This is a genomic window from Micromonospora sp. NPDC005305 (assembly GCF_040607315.1).
GTDB lineage: Bacteria > Actinomycetota > Actinomycetes > Mycobacteriales > Micromonosporaceae > Micromonospora.
Genome location: NZ_JBEXGL010000012.1, coordinates 156,592 through 172,184 on the forward strand (window position 1 = coordinate 156,592; position 15,593 = coordinate 172,184).

The 15,593-nt window shown below is 72.4% G+C and carries 19 protein-coding genes and 1 other RNA gene; 13 read left to right on the top strand and 7 right to left on the bottom strand.

The genetic code is table 11. The features are described from left to right. Positions 1 to 7: 7 nt before the first annotated feature. Positions 8 to 253: a DUF3311 domain-containing protein gene (locus ABZS80_RS21310; RefSeq protein ID WP_091269096.1), complete on the top strand. Its 246-nt coding sequence runs from the start codon at positions 8 to 10 to the stop codon at positions 251 to 253. Beyond that, positions 253 to 1,908, top strand: a complete 1,656-nt coding sequence (mctP, locus tag ABZS80_RS21315; protein WP_355058262.1) for a monocarboxylate uptake permease MctP — start codon at positions 253 to 255, stop codon at positions 1,906 to 1,908. The genes ABZS80_RS21310 and mctP overlap by 1 nt, the downstream gene beginning before the upstream one ends. A 72-nt stretch (positions 1,909 to 1,980) precedes the next feature. On the opposite strand, the gene ABZS80_RS21320 is transcribed toward mctP, so the two are convergent. Continuing rightward, positions 1,981 to 2,448 carry a MarR family transcriptional regulator gene (locus ABZS80_RS21320; protein ID WP_355058264.1) on the bottom strand — a complete coding sequence of 156 codons (468 nt, stop codon included), beginning with the start codon at positions 2,446 to 2,448 and terminating at the stop codon, positions 1,981 to 1,983. Positions 2,449 to 2,506: 58 nt separating this feature from the next. Between ABZS80_RS21320 and ABZS80_RS21325 the strand changes: the two genes are divergently transcribed. Further along, the gene (locus tag ABZS80_RS21325; protein WP_355058266.1) at positions 2,507 to 3,739 is read left to right on the top strand and encodes an MFS transporter; all 1,233 of its coding nucleotides are present in this window, start codon (positions 2,507 to 2,509) and stop codon (positions 3,737 to 3,739) included. A gap of 43 nt (positions 3,740 to 3,782) precedes the next feature. On the opposite strand, the gene ABZS80_RS21330 is transcribed toward ABZS80_RS21325, so the two are convergent. Beyond that, a complete protein-coding gene (locus ABZS80_RS21330) occupies positions 3,783 to 4,544 on the bottom strand; it encodes a sulfite exporter TauE/SafE family protein (protein WP_355058268.1) in 762 nt (253 codons plus the stop codon). Between the two features lie 204 nt (positions 4,545 to 4,748). Between ABZS80_RS21330 and rnpB the strand changes: the two genes are divergently transcribed. The 3 genes from rnpB to ABZS80_RS21345 all read left to right on the top strand — a co-directional run bounded on the left by rnpB (position 4,749) and on the right by ABZS80_RS21345 (position 6,479). Beyond that, positions 4,749 to 5,158: RNase P RNA component class A (rnpB, locus tag ABZS80_RS21335), an RNA gene on the top strand. Between the two features lie 78 nt (positions 5,159 to 5,236). Then, positions 5,237 to 5,911, top strand: a complete 675-nt coding sequence (locus ABZS80_RS21340) for a uridylate kinase (protein WP_355058270.1) — start codon at positions 5,237 to 5,239, stop codon at positions 5,909 to 5,911. Between the two features lie 169 nt (positions 5,912 to 6,080). Beyond that, entirely contained in the window at positions 6,081 to 6,479 is a 399-nt protein-coding gene (locus tag ABZS80_RS21345) for a hypothetical protein (protein WP_355058272.1), read from the top strand. Here the strand turns inward: ABZS80_RS21345 and ABZS80_RS21350 are convergent. After that, on the bottom strand, positions 6,471 to 6,794 hold the full coding sequence (locus tag ABZS80_RS21350) for a hypothetical protein (protein WP_355058274.1): 324 nt from the start codon (positions 6,792 to 6,794) through the stop codon (positions 6,471 to 6,473). The genes ABZS80_RS21345 and ABZS80_RS21350 overlap by 9 nt on opposite strands. Positions 6,795 to 6,869: 75 nt before the next feature. Between ABZS80_RS21350 and ABZS80_RS21355 the strand changes: the two genes are divergently transcribed. Together ABZS80_RS21355 and ABZS80_RS21360 are read left to right on the top strand one after the other, a co-directional pair. Continuing rightward, positions 6,870 to 7,055 (top strand): hypothetical protein, encoded by a 186-nt coding sequence (locus ABZS80_RS21355; protein WP_355058276.1) that lies wholly within the window; start codon positions 6,870 to 6,872, stop codon positions 7,053 to 7,055. A 134-nt stretch (positions 7,056 to 7,189) separates the two neighbouring features. Then, positions 7,190 to 7,744 carry a GNAT family N-acetyltransferase gene (locus ABZS80_RS21360; protein ID WP_355058278.1) on the top strand — a complete coding sequence of 185 codons (555 nt, stop codon included), beginning with the start codon at positions 7,190 to 7,192 and terminating at the stop codon, positions 7,742 to 7,744. Here the strand turns inward: ABZS80_RS21360 and ABZS80_RS21365 are convergent. Beyond that, complete coding sequence (locus tag ABZS80_RS21365) at positions 7,741 to 8,943, bottom strand: MFS transporter (protein WP_355058280.1); 1,203 nt, start codon at positions 8,941 to 8,943, stop codon at positions 7,741 to 7,743. The genes ABZS80_RS21360 and ABZS80_RS21365 overlap by 4 nt on opposite strands. Positions 8,944 to 9,014: 71 nt before the next feature. On the opposite strand from ABZS80_RS21365, the gene ABZS80_RS21370 reads away from it, so the two are divergent. Beyond that, positions 9,015 to 9,857 (top strand): LysR family transcriptional regulator, encoded by an 843-nt coding sequence (locus tag ABZS80_RS21370; RefSeq protein ID WP_355058282.1) that lies wholly within the window; start codon positions 9,015 to 9,017, stop codon positions 9,855 to 9,857. Between the two features lie 186 nt (positions 9,858 to 10,043). Then, positions 10,044 to 11,255 carry a GAF domain-containing SpoIIE family protein phosphatase gene (locus tag ABZS80_RS21375; protein WP_355058285.1) on the top strand — a complete coding sequence of 404 codons (1,212 nt, stop codon included), beginning with the start codon at positions 10,044 to 10,046 and terminating at the stop codon, positions 11,253 to 11,255. A gap of 7 nt (positions 11,256 to 11,262) precedes the next feature. On the opposite strand, the gene ABZS80_RS21380 is transcribed toward ABZS80_RS21375, so the two are convergent. Next, complete coding sequence (locus tag ABZS80_RS21380) at positions 11,263 to 11,832, bottom strand: WHG domain-containing protein (protein ID WP_355058287.1); 570 nt, start codon at positions 11,830 to 11,832, stop codon at positions 11,263 to 11,265. Between the two features lie 60 nt (positions 11,833 to 11,892). Between ABZS80_RS21380 and ABZS80_RS21385 the strand changes: the two genes are divergently transcribed. Genes ABZS80_RS21385 through ABZS80_RS21395 form a run of 3 tightly spaced genes read left to right on the top strand, consistent with a single transcriptional unit; the run spans position 11,893 to position 13,721 of the window. Continuing rightward, positions 11,893 to 12,378: an FBP domain-containing protein gene (locus tag ABZS80_RS21385; protein ID WP_355058289.1), complete on the top strand. Its 486-nt coding sequence runs from the start codon at positions 11,893 to 11,895 to the stop codon at positions 12,376 to 12,378. Between the two features lie 42 nt (positions 12,379 to 12,420). Beyond that, positions 12,421 to 12,753 carry a PadR family transcriptional regulator gene (locus ABZS80_RS21390; RefSeq protein WP_151463531.1) on the top strand — a complete coding sequence of 111 codons (333 nt, stop codon included), beginning with the start codon at positions 12,421 to 12,423 and terminating at the stop codon, positions 12,751 to 12,753. After that, positions 12,747 to 13,721 (top strand): hypothetical protein, encoded by a 975-nt coding sequence (locus ABZS80_RS21395; protein ID WP_355058291.1) that lies wholly within the window; start codon positions 12,747 to 12,749, stop codon positions 13,719 to 13,721. Before ABZS80_RS21390 ends, ABZS80_RS21395 begins: the two co-directional genes overlap by 7 nt. A 43-nt stretch (positions 13,722 to 13,764) precedes the next feature. Here ABZS80_RS21395 and ABZS80_RS21400 read toward each other — a convergent pair whose 3' ends face one another. Together ABZS80_RS21400 and ABZS80_RS21405 are read right to left on the bottom strand one after the other, a co-directional pair. Further along, the gene (locus tag ABZS80_RS21400) at positions 13,765 to 15,039 is read right to left on the bottom strand and encodes a M48 family metalloprotease (RefSeq protein WP_355058292.1); all 1,275 of its coding nucleotides are present in this window, start codon (positions 15,037 to 15,039) and stop codon (positions 13,765 to 13,767) included. A 61-nt stretch (positions 15,040 to 15,100) separates the two neighbouring features. Further along, positions 15,101 to 15,529, bottom strand: coding sequence for a hypothetical protein (locus ABZS80_RS21405; protein ID WP_151463529.1), 429 nt, complete (start codon positions 15,527 to 15,529; stop codon positions 15,101 to 15,103). Between the last annotated feature and the right edge of the window lie 64 nt (positions 15,530 to 15,593).

The window sequence follows — 15,593 nt, forward strand, 5'->3', positions numbered from 1 at the left end:
GTGTCACATGGCAGCACCAGAACCGGAGGCGCCGACAACGGCGCGATCCAGGGCGAAGGACCACAGTCCCTGGAACTGGTTGCTCTTCATACCGATCGTGGTGCCGCTGATCCCGGCCTTCTTCAACGCCGACTCGCCCCGGCTGTTCGGCTTCCCGCGTTTCTACTGGCTGCAGCTGGCCTGGATCATCCTCGGCGTGGCCACCACCACGCTGGTCTACCAGATGACCAAGAAGCGGGGAGGTGACCGCTGATGTGGCGTGACCACCTCACCGAGATCATCGTCTTCAGCTTCCTCTTCCTGCTGGTCAGCGCCATGGGTTTCGTGGCGGCCCGGTGGCGGGCGCCGCGGGACATGGCCCACCTGGACGAGTGGGGCCTGGGCGGGCGCAGCTTCGGCGGCTGGATCACCTGGTTCCTGGTCGGCGGTGACCTCTACACGGCGTACACCTTCGTGGCGGTGCCGGCGCTGATCTTCGGGGCCGGGGCGGCGGGTTTCTTCGCCGTGCCGTACACGATCGTCATCTACCCGATGGTGTTCCTGGTGCTCTGCCGGCTCTGGTCGGTCTCGCACCGGCACGGCTTCGTCACCCCGGCGGACTTCGTCCGCAACCGGTTCGACTCGCCGATCCTCGCGCTGCTGATCGCGATCACCGGCATCGTGGCGACCATGCCGTACATCGCCCTGCAGCTGGTCGGCATCGAGGCGGTGCTCAAGACGATGGGCGTGACCGGGGACAGCGCGCTGGCCCGGCACCTGCCGATCATCATCGCCTTCGCGATCCTGGCGGCCTACACCTACCAGTCCGGGCTGCGCGCGCCGGCGCTGATCGCCTTCGTCAAGGACTCGCTGATCTACATCGTGATCCTGGTGGCGGTCGTCTACCTGCCCTACAAACTGGGCGGCTGGGGCGACATCTTCGACGCGGCCGACGCGAAGTTCAAGGCGTCACCGGCGCCCGGGGACGGCATCCTGCTCAACGCCAACAACCAGCTCCAGTACGTCACACTGGCGTTCGGCTCGGCGCTGGCGCTGTTCCTCTACCCGCACAGCATCACCGGCGTGCTGGCCAGTAAGAACCGGGACGTGATCAAGCGGAACATGTCCGCGCTGCCGGCGTACAGCCTGCTGCTCGGGCTGATCGCGCTGCTCGGCTACATGGCCATCGCGGCGGGCGTGAAGCCGCTGCCCGGCGCCAAGGCCGGCAGCGTCGACGGCAACACGGTGGTCCCGCTGCTCTTCGACAGCCAGTTCCCGGACTGGTTCGCGGGCGTGGCGTACGCGGCCATCGGCATCGGCGCGCTGGTGCCGGCGGCGATCATGTCGATCGCGGCGGCGAACCTGTTCACCCGCAACATCTACAAGGAGTACCTGAAGCGGGACGCCAGCCCGGCGCAGGAGGCGAACGTCTCGAAGATCACCTCGCTGGTGGTGAAGGTCGGCGCGGTGGCCTGCATCGTCTTCCTCGACCCGCAGTTCTCCATCGACCTCCAGCTCATCGGCGGCGTGATCATCCTCCAGACGCTGCCGGCGGTGGCGCTGGGCCTCTACACCCGCTGGTTCCACCGGGGTGCGCTGATCGCCGGCTGGGTGGCCGGCATGGGCCTCGGCATGTGGATGCTCTACCAGATCGGGAACCCGGCCACCGGCAAGAAGCACTTCGCCGGCTCGGCCTTCCCGCTGGAGAAGTTCGGCTTCGACACCACGAAGACGATCTACGTGGGCATCGTGGCGGTGCTGGTCAACCTCGCGGTGGCCGCGCTGCTCACGCTGGTGCTGCGGGCCGCGAAGGTGGCCGACGGGGTGGACGCCACCACGCCGGACGACTACTTCGCCGACGAGGGCGACCCGCGGGTCACCCCGGGCACGGAGCGGGACGCGGACGCCGCCCCCGAACCGGTCGCCTGAGTGAAAGGAGGGGCCCCCTGTTAACGCTTCGCGTTGTACAGGGGGCCCCTCCTAACAGGCCGGGCGCCGCGTTCAGCGGCGGCGGGTGCGCGATTCGAGGGCCTGGTTGAGCCGGTGCAGCAGGTCCGCGAGGCTCTCCCGGTCTTCGGGGGACCAGGCGGCCAGGATGTCGCCGTAGAGCCGGGTGCGGGCCGCCCGCACGGCGGCCATCCGCTGGAGGCCGGCCGGGGTCGGTGAGATCACCGTGCCGCGCCCGTCGGCCGGGTCCGGGGTACGCGCGATCAGCCCGTCCCGCTGCATGGCCGAGACCTGGCGGGTGACCGTGGAGCCGTCCAGGTTCAGCTTCGTGGCCAGCGCGGAGACGTTCTGCGGGCCGGCGCCGGCCAGGTGCCGCAGGATCACGTACGCCGCCCGGTCCAGCACCCGGTGCTCGGCCGTGCCGCTGGCCCGCCGGGTCGCCTCGCCCAGCCGCATGAGCAGCGCGACCTCGGTCTCGATCCGGCCGAGTATGACATCTTCCTCGTGAGCGTCGTCCCTCATAGCTGTATGATACAACCGATTTGCCTGTAAGATACAGCTATCTGTCTGGAGGCGCGGAGTGGATCGGCGATCCGAACCCAACCGCAGTGCCATCTACGCCACCACCCTGGTGGCCTTCCTCGCCATCGCCGGCATCGCCGTGGTGGACCCGATCCTGCCCGCCATCGGCGAGGCGATCGGCGTCACCGCCTGGCAGGTCGAGCTGCTCTTCACCGCGTACATCGCGGTGATGGCGCTCGGCATGATCCCGGCGACCCTCGCCAGCGGGAAGTTCGGCTTCAAGCCGGTGCTGATCACCGGCGTCTCGGTGGTCGGCCTGGCCGCCATCCTCGCGTCGTTCAGCAACGACATCGTGCAGCTCTCCGTGCTGCGCGGCGTCTGGGGCCTGGGCAACGCCATGTTCTTCGCCACCGCCATGGTGGTGCTGGTCAACCTCGCCAACGACCGGGAATGGGTGGTCGGCCTCTTCGAGACCGCGCTCGGTCTCGGCTTCGCCGTCGGCCCCCTGATCGGCGGCCTGCTCGGCGAGGTGTCCTGGCGGCTGCCCTTCTTCGTCTGCGGCGTGTTCATGGTGCTGGCGCTGGCCGTCGCCTCGCGCAAGCTGCGCGAACCGGCCAACCGGCAGGCGCCCGTACGCCTCGACGCGATCTTCTCCACCTACCGCAAGCCGGCGTTCATCACCCTCTGCGTGGTCACCGCCGCCTACAACTTCGTCTTCTTCGTGGTGCTCGGCTACACGCCGCTCTACCTGCACCTCGACGTCATCCCGCTGGGCCTGGCCTTCACCGGCTGGGGCCTCGGCCTGGCCGCCGGCATCCTGCTGATCGGCCACCGGCTGGCGCACCGGATCGGCGCGGTGCAGACCGTCGGCGTCGCCATCGCCGGCCTGCTGGTCTGCATGGTCCTCTTCGCCACCTCCACCGGCACCGCCATGTCGCTGGTGGTCCTGGTCCTCGCCGGCCTGTTCATGGGTCTGGCCAACGCCAACCTCACCGACCTCGCCCTGGGCCTCGGCTCCAGCGACCGGCGGGTCGCCACCGGCGCGTTCAACCTGGTCCGCTGGGGCGCCGCCGCGCCGGCCCCGATCATCTCCGGCAAGCTCGCCGAGCACTCGCTCGCCCTGCCGTTCTGGGTCGGGTTCGGGGTGCTCGCCGTCGGCGTGGTGGTCTACCTTGCCTTCGCGCACGTGATGGCCGCCGGCTACGGCGAGCGGGTGCTCTGGTCCCGGTGGAACTCCGCCGCCCGGCGCAACGAGCACGCCCCGGAGGAGCCGGTGGGCGAGGCGTACTGATTCTGCGGAGGGGCCCTTCGTGCCGGGGCTCCTCCCGGGTCGGTCAGCCCAGGGCGCGGTAGAGCAGGTAGAGGCCGATCACCGTGCCGAAGACGACGATGAGGGTCCGCAGCACCACCGGCGGGAGCCGGCGGACCAGCCGGGCGCCCACGTACCCGCCGACCAGCGTGGCCGGCGCGACCACCGCGACGGCGGCCCAGTCGACCGGCCCAAAGAGCGCGAACACCACCAGTGTGGTCAGCCCCACCACGGCCGAGAGCAGGTTCTTGATGGCCGACACCCGGGCCAGCGTGGCGTCCAGCACCAGGGCCAGACCGGCCACCAGCATCACCCCGAGCGCCGCGCCGAAGTAGCCGCCGTACACCGTGCCCAGCGCGACCATGGCCTGCACGGTGACGGTGCGGCGGCGCGGGCTCAGGTCGGCCGGATGGCCGACCAGCCGGCGCAGCGGATCCTGGAAGGCCAGCACAGCGGTCGCGCCCAGCACCAGGAACGGCACCACCAGTTCGAACGCGCGGGCCGGGGTGGCCAGCAGCAGCACGCAACCGACGACCGTGCCGGCTGCCGCCGTCGGCAGCAGCGGCCAGAGCGCCCGCCCCCGGGGCAGGTCCGCCCGGCTGCCCGCCACGCTGGCCACGTAGCCGGGGAAGACCGACACCGAGTTGCTGACGTTCGCGGGCACCGGGGGCAGGCCGATCGCGATCAGGGCCGGGAAGGTGATCAGGGAGCCACCCCCGGCCACCGCGTTCACCGTGCCCGCGGCGAGACCGGCGGCGACCAGCAGCGCGACGTCGGAGAGGTCCATGATCCCGCAGGCTAGCCCTCCCGACAGCCCCACGCAGGACCGCCCTCACCCGCCCCCGTCCGCCCCCGTCCCGCGTTGTCAAGGAGTTTGCGTCAGGAACCGGCCTCCCCGCGACGCAAACTCCTTGATCGACGCAGGATGGGCGCGGCGCGTGGGGTGGGAATGGGGGCGGCGGGTTCGTCGTTAGGATGGGAGCGCGACGGACGAGTCGACCGGGCGGTCGCGTCGGCGGGCTGCGGCCCGCCGCCGAGGAACGTCCGGACTCCACAGGGCAGGGTGGTTGCTAACGGCAACCCGGGGTGACCCGCGGGACAGTGCCACAGAAAACAGACCGCCGGCCCGACACGGGACGGTAAGGGTGAAACGGTGGGGTAAGAGCCCACCAGCATCCCGGGTGACCGGGATGGCTCGGTAAACCCCACCCGGAGCAAGGCCAAGAAAGGGTCGTCACCGCAAGATGACGATCCGCGCAGACGCTTGAGGGCGGCCCGCCCGATGTCTGCGGGTAGGCCGCTGGAGCCTGCCGGCGACGGTAGGCCGAGATGGATGGCCGCCGCCGGCCGCCCCTCGGGGCGTGCCGGTGACAGAATCCGGCGTACAGGTCGACTCGTCCGTCGCCCACATACCGCCACGTCCACCTGCGGCAATCTCGCTCGGCATGGCGCCCTTCGTGAGATCAGGACGGGTTGGACATGGACCACGGCACCCGCGACGAGTTGCTCAGCCGCCTGGCTGAGGCAGTCGGGTCGGTCACAGTCCCACACCCGACGCGGGTTGCCGTCGACGGACCGCCCGCTGCGGGCAAGACCACGCTCGCCGACGAACTGGCCGTCGCCCTGCGCGCACAGGGCCGCGAGGTCATCCGCGCGACGATCGACGATTTCCTCTTCCCCCGGGCGCGGCGCTACCCGCGCGGCGAGTACTCGGCCGAAGGCTGCTACTTCGACACGCACGACCACGGCGCGTTGAACCGGGTTCTGCTCGATCCGCTCGGCCCAGGCGGAGATCGACGCTTCCAACAAGCGGTGTACGACCGCACCGCGGATACCGTGCTGTCTCCGCCGGTCATGACTGCCACCGCCGACGCCGTGCTGGTCTTCGACGGCGTCTTCCTCATGCGCCCGGAACTGATTGATCGGTGGGACCTGCGCATCTTCGTGTCGACCGCGCTGGCGAAGACTGTGGATCGTGCCCTGATCCGAGAGCGGCGGGTGTTGTCTCGGGCCGACATCGAACGGCGCTGGCGCGAGCGTTACATCCCCTCCCAGCAGCTCTACTTCGCTACGGTCCGCCCGACCGATCACGTCGACATCGTCGTGCACAACGACGAGCCTCAGCAGCCGGTCTGGGAGACCCGAACACACTGACCGCGCTCAGTTCGGCATGAGCGGACGACGAGCCCCCTCGGGTGGGGGAGACGGATCCCCTCCGGATGGGAGGCGTGATGCCGCCCGGGTCGACGATCTTGGGGGTATGAGAGTTCCCGCCAGCCCTCGTTGGGCGTACGGCACGTGCGCGTGGCTGATGCTGTTCGTCGTGTCCCACGTGGTAGCGGTGTTCCTCCCCGGTGACGATCCGACCGGCGACGGACCGTGGGACCTGCGGGCGTACGTGATCTTCAACATCACACTTGTCCTCATGTCGGCCGTCGGGGCGGCTGTCGTCGTGGCCACCGTCCGGCCGTGGGGACGGCGTTTCCCTCGATGGGTGCTCCGCACGCCGCTGTGGTTCGGCAGCGCGCTACTCGTCGTCCGGGGGGTTCCCGGGATGGTCGAGAACCTGCTCATGGCGACCGGCAACCGTGGCGGCTTCGTGGGGGCGGACGACATCTCCACGGCTGAGTTCTGGGCCGGGATCGGGATCAACACCTACTTCTTCGTCGGCGCGGTGCTGCTCGTCGTGACAACGGTCTCCTACCACCGCCGATCACGGTGAGGCGGTGTCCGCGCAGGACGGTCTGGTTCGGATCTGGTAGGAGACGGCGGCGATGCACAGGGCCCAGCCGTATCCCCCGAACGCGATCGAGGCGGCTGCACCCAGGCTCACGACCCCGTACTCGGTGAAGAACGCGTAGGCCAGGCTTCCCGTCCCGTACAGCGCCAACGTCGGCGCGATGAGCCAGACCGGCGCGAGCGGCAGGAATCGAGGAACGCGGTGGCCGGCCAGCCACAGCGTCCACCGCGGGAAGACCATGCCCCACGGCCGGACCAGACCGAGCAGGAGGAAGACGGCGAGTCCGACGCCCACCACCCCGGCGACGATCACGGACCAAGCCGGTCGGAAGCCGTTCGGCTGTTGACGCCGACGGTCCTGGGATCCGCATTGATGATCGGCTACGCGGTGACGCTGCCCTGGCAGTTCGCGGCCGAACGCGCCGACACCAGCCCGGGGGACGACATCTTCACCACCACCGGGGTCCTCATCGGCCTGCCCCTGCTGCTGGCATGGGCAACCGCATTGCCCATGGCCGGCTGGTCCTGCTACCGCCGCACGCGTGCGCCGCGCCGGTGACCGGTTCTGCCGGGCCGACCCCTCGCGCCGATGGGCGAGCACGTCGTTCCGCCCACCCGCCCAGAAAACCCGTTGCCGGTGACGCGCACCGGATGTGTGGTTGATCGGCCGCCAATCACCGGAGGGGACGTGCCATGTCGCTGCGCACGCCCACGCTGCGCACCCCTCGCCTGAGACTGCGTCCCTTCGACGACGCGGATGCGGGCGACCTGTTCGCGCTGCACAGCAACGCGTACGTGCTGCGTTACTGGGACGCGCCGCCGTGGAGCGATCGCGCGCGCTCTGAACGCTTCATCACGGCTTGCCGGCAGATGGCAGAGGGGGGCACCGGGGCGCGGCTGGCCGTGGATCGTGACTCCGACGGGGCGTTCATCGGCTGGTGCAGCCTGAACCGGTGGAATCCGGACTACCGCAGCGCATCGCTGGGCTACTGCTTCGACGATGCGGCGTGGGGCCATGGATATGCGACGGAGGCCGCGCGCGCCGTGCTGCGATGGGCATTCGACACGCTGGACCTGAATCGCGTCCAGGCGGAGACCGATACCCGCAACGTGGCATCCGCCCGTGTGCTGGAGAAGCTCGGGTTCGTGCGGGAAGGGACGTTGCGGGAAGACTGCGTCGTGAACGGCGAGGTCTCTGACTCGTGGGTCTACGGGCTGCTCAGGCGGGAGTGGCGGCCGTCGTCCTAGCTGGCGGCCGGTAGTCGCTGCGGCGCGCGGGCCGGGGGTCGGGCGGGCGAGCGGCGGGACAGCAGCCATCCGGTCAGCGCGGCGGCGAGGCCGGCCAGCCCGGCCGCCGCGAAACCGCCCCCTGGTACGGAGGCGGTGATCGCCACCCCGACGATCGGGGATCCGAGCGCGAAACCCGCGCTCAGCGCCGAGGATTGCAGACCGGTCGCCTCGCCCCGCACGCTGGGCGGCGCCAGCCGGCTCACCGCGTGGGCCACCGCGGAAAGAGTCGGCGCGGTGAGCAGCCCTGCCCCGGCACCGGCCACGCACAGCCACGGCCAGTCGTGGGCCAGCCCGGCGGGAATGGTCGCCAGCCCGAGCAGACCGAGCACCAGCCACGTGGGCAGTGGCCGGGGGAGCACCCCGTACACCAGCCCGCCGACGATGGAGGCCACGCCGTAGGTTGCCACGACCACGGCGGCCCACGGCACCTGGCCGGCTTCTTCGAGGGTGGCGACGATGGCCAGGTCGGTGCCGCTGAGCACCGTCGTGGCGCCGAACGCCATCACCAGCGCGGCGATCATGTGCGGGCCCAGCCACTCCCGGCGACGGGGGCGGGCGCCCGTGTCGGCGTCCGCCTCGTCGTCGGCACGCAGTGGCGGGTTGAGCAGGGCGATCCCCGCTCCACCCGCCGCGATGGCGGCACCGACGCCCCAGGCGACCACGCCCGGGGAGACCTTCGCCGCGAAGAAGATCACGATGGGCGGGCCCACCACGTACGACAGTTCGCCCTGCACCGATTCCAGCGCGAACGCCGCCCGCCGCAGTCCCGGCGCCGTCATCGCGGTGATCGCCTGCCTGGTCACGAGCTGGGCCGGCACCATCAGCAGGCCCGCGGCGAAGGCGGCGCCCACCAGGATCCCGTACGGCAGGAGCGGCACGCTCAGCCAGAACACGACCTGCAGTACGACAGTGGTCACCAGCACGAGACGCGGGCCTCGCCGATCGATCATGCGGCCGAGCAGCGGCCCGCCCAGCGCCACCCCGGCGGTCAGGGCCGCCGCGACGCCACCCGCGGCCGCGTAGCTCAGGTCGAGGCCCAGCACGACGTACATGGTCAGCGCCATCACGTCGGCGGTGATCGCGACGCGGGCGAGCAGCGAAACGCCCAGCAGCGACGCCATCCCCGGCACGGCGAGCACCCGTCGGTATCCGGTCACCTGCCGACGCTAGATCCGCGGGCAGGTCATAGGAAGTGGCTAGTTTGCTGGCACCGCCATAATGAATGGTTATGGCCAGGGACCTTGAGACCACATTGCTGCGGTCGTTCGTGACCGCCGTGCGGGCGGGCAGCATCAGCCGCGCCGCGACCGCGCTCGGACACACCCAGCCCGCGCTCAGCCAGCAGTTGCGCAAGCTCGAGAGGGTCGTCGGCCGCCCGCTGCTCAACCGGTCGCCGTCCGGTGTATCGCCCACCCGGGCGGGTGAGGAGCTGCTGCCGTACGCCGAACGCATCCTCTCGCTCTCCGCGCAGGCACTCACCGAAACCGGACGCGCGCTCACCGGCCACTGCGTCGTCGGGTTGCTCGAAGACCTCGCCGCGTCCCAGCTTCCGCAGGCCCTCGCCGACCTCGCCCGGCTGCACCCCGGCGCGACGCTGGAGGTGCTCAGCATTTCCAGCGCCGCGATGCGGGAGGCCTACGACGCGGGCCGCGTCCAGCTCGTGCTCGACGCGCTGCCGGACCTTCCCGGGCCGCCCCGCTGGACGGTGCGCCGCCCGCTGGTCTGGGCGATCGGCCCGGGAGTGGACGTGGCTGCCGACCCCCTGCCGGTGGTGCTGTTCTCGAACCCGTGCTCCTGGCGTACGTCGGTGCTGGAGACGCTGGAGCGTACCGATCGGCGGTGGCGGGTGGCGTTCGAGAGCAACAGCCTCCTCGGTGTGCTCGCCGCGGTACGGGCCGGGATCGGCGTCGCGGCGCTCATGCCCGCGAACCTCGATCCGGCCATGGCCTGCCACGACGCGGCCGCCCTGCCCACCCTGCCCGACATCGAGTTCGGCCTGGCACGGCACCCGCGGAACGAGGGTGATCCGCTGATCGACGCCGTGGAGACCGCGCTCCGGCGCACGATCTGAAGGTGGCTGGCGCGCCGCAGGCATGCCGGCGGTGATTCCGCAGGAGCGAATCACACGGGAATCCGGGCGTACCGTCGCCCCGTTCGTCGACTGCTGCGCCGGATGTCCGGTTCGACCACCTCCTGGGACGGCCGTCTCACGGGTCGCCGGAAGCGGAACTTGCCGGGGCACAACTAGGATCGTGGGGTGGTTCAGGCGGAGGTCCTGGGGGACGAGCAGTGGTTGCGCCGTATCGAGGCGGTGACCGACGCGACGCTGTCCCGACTCGATGTCGCCGACCTCTTCGACGAACTGCTCGACCGGGTGCGTGACCTGCTGCGGGTCGACACGGCCGCGATCCTCCTGCTCGACGTCCGTGCCCAACAGTTGGTGGCCACCGCCGCCCGGGGGCTGGAGGAGGAGGTCCGGCAGGGTTTCCGGGTCTCCGTCGGCCGCGGGTTCGCGGGCCAGGTCGCGCTCACCCGCCAGCCGGTGATCATCCAGACCGTGACCGGCGACAACGTCGTCAACCCGGTGCTCCTCCAGACCGGGGTGCGGTCCCTCCTGGGCGTGCCGATCATGGCCCGGGGCAACCTCGTCGGTGTGCTGCACGTGGGCACCCTGTCCCCCCGAGAGTTCAACCTCGACGACGTCCGCCTGCTCGAACTGGTCGCCGACCGGGTCAGCCTGGCCAGCAGCGCCCGGGCGAACACCCTGGACCAGACCGCGGCCCTGGCCCTGCAACGGAGCCTGATCCCCGCCGAGCTGCCCCGCCTGCCCGACCTGGAACTGGCCGGCCGGTACGTCCCGGGTCACGCCTCCGGCGTCGGCGGCGACTGGTACGACGTCTTCCCCCTGCCGTCCGGCTGGCTGGGCGTGGTCGTCGGCGACGTCTCCGGGCACGGGCTCCAGTCGGCCGTGGTGATGGGCCGGGTCCGCAGCGCGCTGCGCGCCTACGCGCTGGTCTCCGACGACCCGGCGGAGGTGCTCACCCTGCTCGACCGGAAGGTGGTCCACTTCGAGGCCGGCAGCCTGACCACGGCGCTGTACGTGATGATCTCTCCCGACCGGGAGACCCTGCGCATCTCGGTGGCCGGCCACCCGCGCCCGGTGCTGGCCGCGCCCGGCCACCCGAACATCGTGCTCGACGCGCCCATCGATCCGCCGCTCGGCGCGGGCCGGATCCGGGCGCGCCGCGCCATGACGGCCGAATTCCTGCCCGGCTCGGTCCTGGTCGCCTACACCGACGGGCTGGTCGAGCGTCGCGGGGAGCTGTTCGACGCCGGCGTGGCCCGGCTGACCGCGGCCGTCCCGCTGGCTCCCGTCGACACGGTGGCCGCCACGGTCATGGACGCGCTGGACACCGAGCACCCCACCGACGACATCGCGCTGCTGGCCGTCCGCCGGCTGCCCCGGTAGCCCCGCGTCAGCCCGCCGGCCAGTTCCGCAGCAGGGCGTCGAGCGCGTCGAGCGTGCGGGACCAGCTGGCGTCGGTCGTACGCGGCGTGTGGCGGAAGCCGCCGGCCCGCTCCAGCGACACGTAGCCGTGGAAGGTGCTGTGCAGCAGGCGCACCGCGTCGGTCTGGTCGGGCTCGGCCAGCTGGTAACCGCGCAGGATCGCCCGGGTCATGTCGGCGTGCCGCCGTGCCGCGCTCGCCTCGGCCGTCTCCCGGTCGAGTTGCAGCTGTGCCGCGGCGTACCGGCCAGGGTGCTGGAGGGCGTAGCCGCGGTAGGCGTCGGCGAAGGCGACCAGCGCGTCCTTTCCCGCCCGGCCGGCGAGTGCCTCGGCGGCGCGGTCGGCCATCTCCGCCAGGGCCAGCATCGCCACCCGGACGCGCAGCTCCTGGGCGTTCCTGAGGTGGAAGTACAAGCTCGCGTCCTTCACCCCGAACCGGCGGGCCAGCGCCGAGACGGTGACGTTCTCGAAGCCGACCTCGTCGGCCATGTCCGCCGCCGCCAGGGTCAGGCGCTCGACCGTCAACCCCGTACGGGCCATGTGTCCCACCCCACGTCTAAATCTTCTAGCCTTTAACCTAGGAGGTCTAGGCTAGCGCCTATGACACCCCTGTCCGAGCCCGCCATCCGGGCTTCCTTCGTCAATTGCACCAAGGGCGAGGCGAAGCGCCTGGCCCTGCCCCGGGATCTGGCCGAGCGGCCGTGGGCCGACCTCGACTTCCTCGGCTGGCGGGACCCCGGCGCGGCCGAGCGGGCCTACCTGGTCGCCGAGTCCGGCGCCGGGCTGCTCGGGGTGGCCCTGCGGGTGGCGTCGCACGCCGGGCGGGCCCGGCGCAGCATGTGCTCGCTCTGCCTGACCACGCACACCGGGGACGGTGTCTCGCTGATGACCGCCCGCAAGGCCGGGCCGGACGGGCGGGCCGGCAACTCGGTCGGCAGCTACCTCTGCGCCGACCTCGCCTGCTCGCTCTACCTGCGCGGGAAGAAGAACGCCGGCCGCCGCCTCGACGAGTCCATCACGCTCGCCGAGAAGATCGACCGGACCGCCGCCAACCTGGCCGCCTTCCTCCAGCGGGTCGTCGAGTGACCGCGCACCCCACTCTATGTAGAGTAGCGATATAGTCCCGTCATGCGGTTGACGATCCCGGTGGCGAAGGTGCTCTCCGCGCTCCTCGCCGACCCCGAGGCCCCGCGCTACGGGCTCGACCTCATGAAGCTCACCGGCCTGCCCAGCGGCACCCTCTACCCGGTCCTGCACCGGCTCCAGGCGGCCGGCTGGCTCGCCGCCGACTGGGAGGACGTCGATCCGGTCGCTGCCGGCCGGCCCGCCCGCCGCTACTACCGGCTCACCGGCGAGGGGGTGCGTGCCGCCCGGCTGGCGCTGGCCGAGCTGCGCGCCCTCGCCCCGCCGGGCCGGGCGTCCCGGGGCGGCGCCGAGCCGACGGGAGCCCCGGCGTGGTGACGCGGCGGCTGGCCGTTCTCCTGCTCCGGCGGGCCGCGCGGCGCTGGCCGGCGGAGCTGCGCACCGCGCTGATCCGCGAGTGGGACGCGGAGCTGCACGTCCTGGCCGGCCACGGGCAACGGTGGCGGATGCTCCGCTTCGCGGCCAGCCTCGCCGCCAGCCGGGCCGATGCGCCGGTGGTCGACCGGGCCGTGCTGCACCGGCGGCTGCGGCGCACCGCCGGGGTGCTGCTGCTCGCCCCGCCGGCGTGCGTCACGGTCGTGCTGCTCGCCGCCGTGGTGATGAACCTGGCGTACGCCGTGCTCGACGTCCGGGTCGCCTGGGCGAGCGCCGTGCAGCTGCCGCTCTGGTCCGGCCTCACCGCCGGGGCGGGCGCGCTGCTCGCCCTCGCCGTAACCCGGGCCGCGCGGCGGACCGTACGCACCGGACAGCTGGCCACCGCGCTCGGCGTCGTGCTGCCGATCGGGCTGACCGTGACGGTGGTCCTCGCCGCGTTGGCCGGCCGGGGCGAGTCGGGCCTGCCGGGGACCGTACCCGGGCTCCTGCTCTGGCTCGCCGTGCTGGTGCCGGTCCTCTGGGGCGCGGGGGTCCTGGCGCGCCGGGGACGGACCCGGCTGGCCTGGTTCGTCGGGGTGCTCGGCGCACTGGTCGCGGCCGACGCGGCGGTCGTCCTGGCGGTGGTCTCCGCCATCCCGGCGACCCCCGTGGGGCCGGTCGCCGACGGTCTGCCCGCGGACACGGTGGACCGTGTCTCCGCCCCGCTGTGGCTGCTCACCTGCTGGACCGACTCGTCGTTCGGGCTGCCCCGCCCTACCGCCTGGGAACGGTTCCTCATCACCGACCAGGTGCTCGTCGAGCCCGTCTTCTACCTGGCCTGCACCCCGTACGCGGTGGCCTACACCGTCGCCGCCGCCCGGCCGGCGCCGGCCGTCGAACCCGTGCCGGAGCCCGTCCCGACATCCGCCTGACGCCGGCGGCCGGCCCGCCGCACGACGGGCCGACCCGGTCGGGTCAGCTCTCCCAGGCCGCGATCCGGCCGGCTCGCTCGTAGTGCCGGACCAGCTCCGCGTCGATCCGCTCGGCCCGGGCCTCGGTGAGCACCACGGCGGGGTCCTGCCAGGACCGCGCCGCGAGCATCCGGTGGCGCAGGCCGGCCGGGGGATGGGTGGCGAACAGCGACATCTCCTCCCGGACGGAGAGTTGGCGCACCAGCGGCAGCCGGTCGACCGCCGCGGCCAGCGAGCGGGCCGTCCCGGCCCGCCAGGCCGCCGGCCCGCGCCCGCCCCGGGCCGCCTGCCGCACCACCAGCGCCACCGACTCGGTGCTGAGCAGCACGTCGAGCAGGCGGGTGGCGCCCGCCGTGCCCGCCGCCCGGGCGGCCATCTCGTCGGCCAGGTACTCCGCCCGCTGGCTCCCGCGCAGCGCGGTGGCGGCCAGCGCCAGGTGGCCGACGAAGAGCAGCCGGGACAGCGCCCAGGACACCATCCGGCCCAGCCACTCGCCGATCAGCACGATGAAGCCCGCGTCGTGCGTGCCGGGCGCCGGCCGGAACAGGTCGGCGGCGCTGCCGAGCATCGTCAGGGCCGGCTGGGTGAGCGGACCACGCCGTACGTCGCCGTTGACGAAGTGGCCCAGCTCGTGACCGAGCAACGCCACGCGCGCCGGCCCGTCGAGTGCGCCCCACAGCGGCAGTCCGAGGCAGAGCAGCCGCCGCCGGCGCAGGCCCACCGCGGTCGCGTACGCGTTGAGGTCGTTGTCGACCCCCAGCACCTGCGGCACCGGCGCGCCGATCCGGGTCGCCACCTCCTCGACCAGGGCATGCAGCTCGGGCGCCTCGGCGCGGGTGAGCACGTCCACGTCCGGCGGGACGCGGCCGAAGCGGGGGCGCAGCGCCAGCGCCAGCCCGATGAAAGCCAGCCCCAGGACGACCGCGAAGTTCGGGAACGGGTACGCGAACAGCAGCCACACCCCGGTCACCGCGAGGGCCAGCACCCCGGCCAGGAGCAGTACGGAGATGCCGACGGTCAGCGCGCCGGCCAGGCTCCACCCGGCCGACTCCAGGGGCCGGCCGACCAGGGCCGCGTACTGCTGGCGGGTCAGCCGGGCGGCCAGCCGGTGGGTCCGTCGGTCGATCCAGGACCAGCCCAGCTCGGGTGCCTGGCGGGCCCGGTCGTATCCGTCGAGGTTCCACTCGCAACCGGCGCACCAGGGCAGCGCCTCGCGGATCGAGACCGTCGCAGCCCCGCACTTCGGACACGTTTCCGTGCCCGCCAACGTGGTGATCATGAGCGGTGATCCTGTCGGGAACGGGCCGCCGCGGGTACCGGCTGTTCGGGGGAGGCGCCGGTCAGCGGGGGCAGGGCAGCCGCTCCAGCGGCGCGGGGGTGGCCCCCGGGCGCACCGACTGGGCGAAACAGCCGGCCGCCTCGGCCCGCTGCCAGCCGAACACCGACGCGGCGGTCTTCGCCACGCGTACCCGGAAGACCAGCCGGACCTCGGCGACACCCGCCGCCGCCGAGAGGACGTCGACGCCGTCCACGGTGTCGGCGGCAAGCCGCAGGTCGGCCTCCCGCGCCGCCGGCTCGGCCAGCAGGAGGGTCCGGGTGCGCTGGGCGGTGGCCGTCACCTCCCGGTCGGCCCGGCGTTCCAGCCGGTGCTGGGACCGGTCCCGCAGCAGCGGAACCCCCAGCGTCAGACCGACCGCCACGAGCACCGCCAGCGCCGTGGCGGCCACCAGCCCCCGCCGGCGTGCCGACCGTCGTCCCCCGAACCGCACCCCGGGATTGTGCGCCCTCGACCCGGCAGCCGGCTGCCCCGTCTTCCGCCGTTCCGGCCCGGAA

Bases quoted from the DNA above. Each gene is read 5' to 3' on its own strand.
- ABZS80_RS21310 (WP_091269096.1), top strand. From the start codon at position 8: ATGGCAGCACCAGAACCGGAGGCGCCGACAACGGCGCGATCCAGGGCG.
- mctP (WP_355058262.1), top strand. From the start codon at position 253: ATGTGGCGTGACCACCTCACCGAGATCATCGTCTTCAGCTTCCTCTTC.
- ABZS80_RS21320 (WP_355058264.1), bottom strand. From the start codon at position 2,448: ATGAGGGACGACGCTCACGAGGAAGATGTCATACTCGGCCGGATCGAG.
- ABZS80_RS21330 (WP_355058268.1), bottom strand. From the start codon at position 4,544: ATGGACCTCTCCGACGTCGCGCTGCTGGTCGCCGCCGGTCTCGCCGCG.
- ABZS80_RS21340 (WP_355058270.1), top strand. From the start codon at position 5,237: ATGGACCACGGCACCCGCGACGAGTTGCTCAGCCGCCTGGCTGAGGCA.
- ABZS80_RS21355 (WP_355058276.1), top strand. From the start codon at position 6,870: ATGATCGGCTACGCGGTGACGCTGCCCTGGCAGTTCGCGGCCGAACGC.
- ABZS80_RS21360 (WP_355058278.1), top strand. From the start codon at position 7,190: ATGTCGCTGCGCACGCCCACGCTGCGCACCCCTCGCCTGAGACTGCGT.
- ABZS80_RS21370 (WP_355058282.1), top strand. From the start codon at position 9,015: ATGGCCAGGGACCTTGAGACCACATTGCTGCGGTCGTTCGTGACCGCC.
- ABZS80_RS21380 (WP_355058287.1), bottom strand. From the start codon at position 11,832: ATGGCCCGTACGGGGTTGACGGTCGAGCGCCTGACCCTGGCGGCGGCG.
- ABZS80_RS21385 (WP_355058289.1), top strand. From the start codon at position 11,893: ATGACACCCCTGTCCGAGCCCGCCATCCGGGCTTCCTTCGTCAATTGC.
- ABZS80_RS21390 (WP_151463531.1), top strand. From the start codon at position 12,421: ATGCGGTTGACGATCCCGGTGGCGAAGGTGCTCTCCGCGCTCCTCGCC.
- ABZS80_RS21400 (WP_355058292.1), bottom strand. From the start codon at position 15,039: ATGATCACCACGTTGGCGGGCACGGAAACGTGTCCGAAGTGCGGGGCT.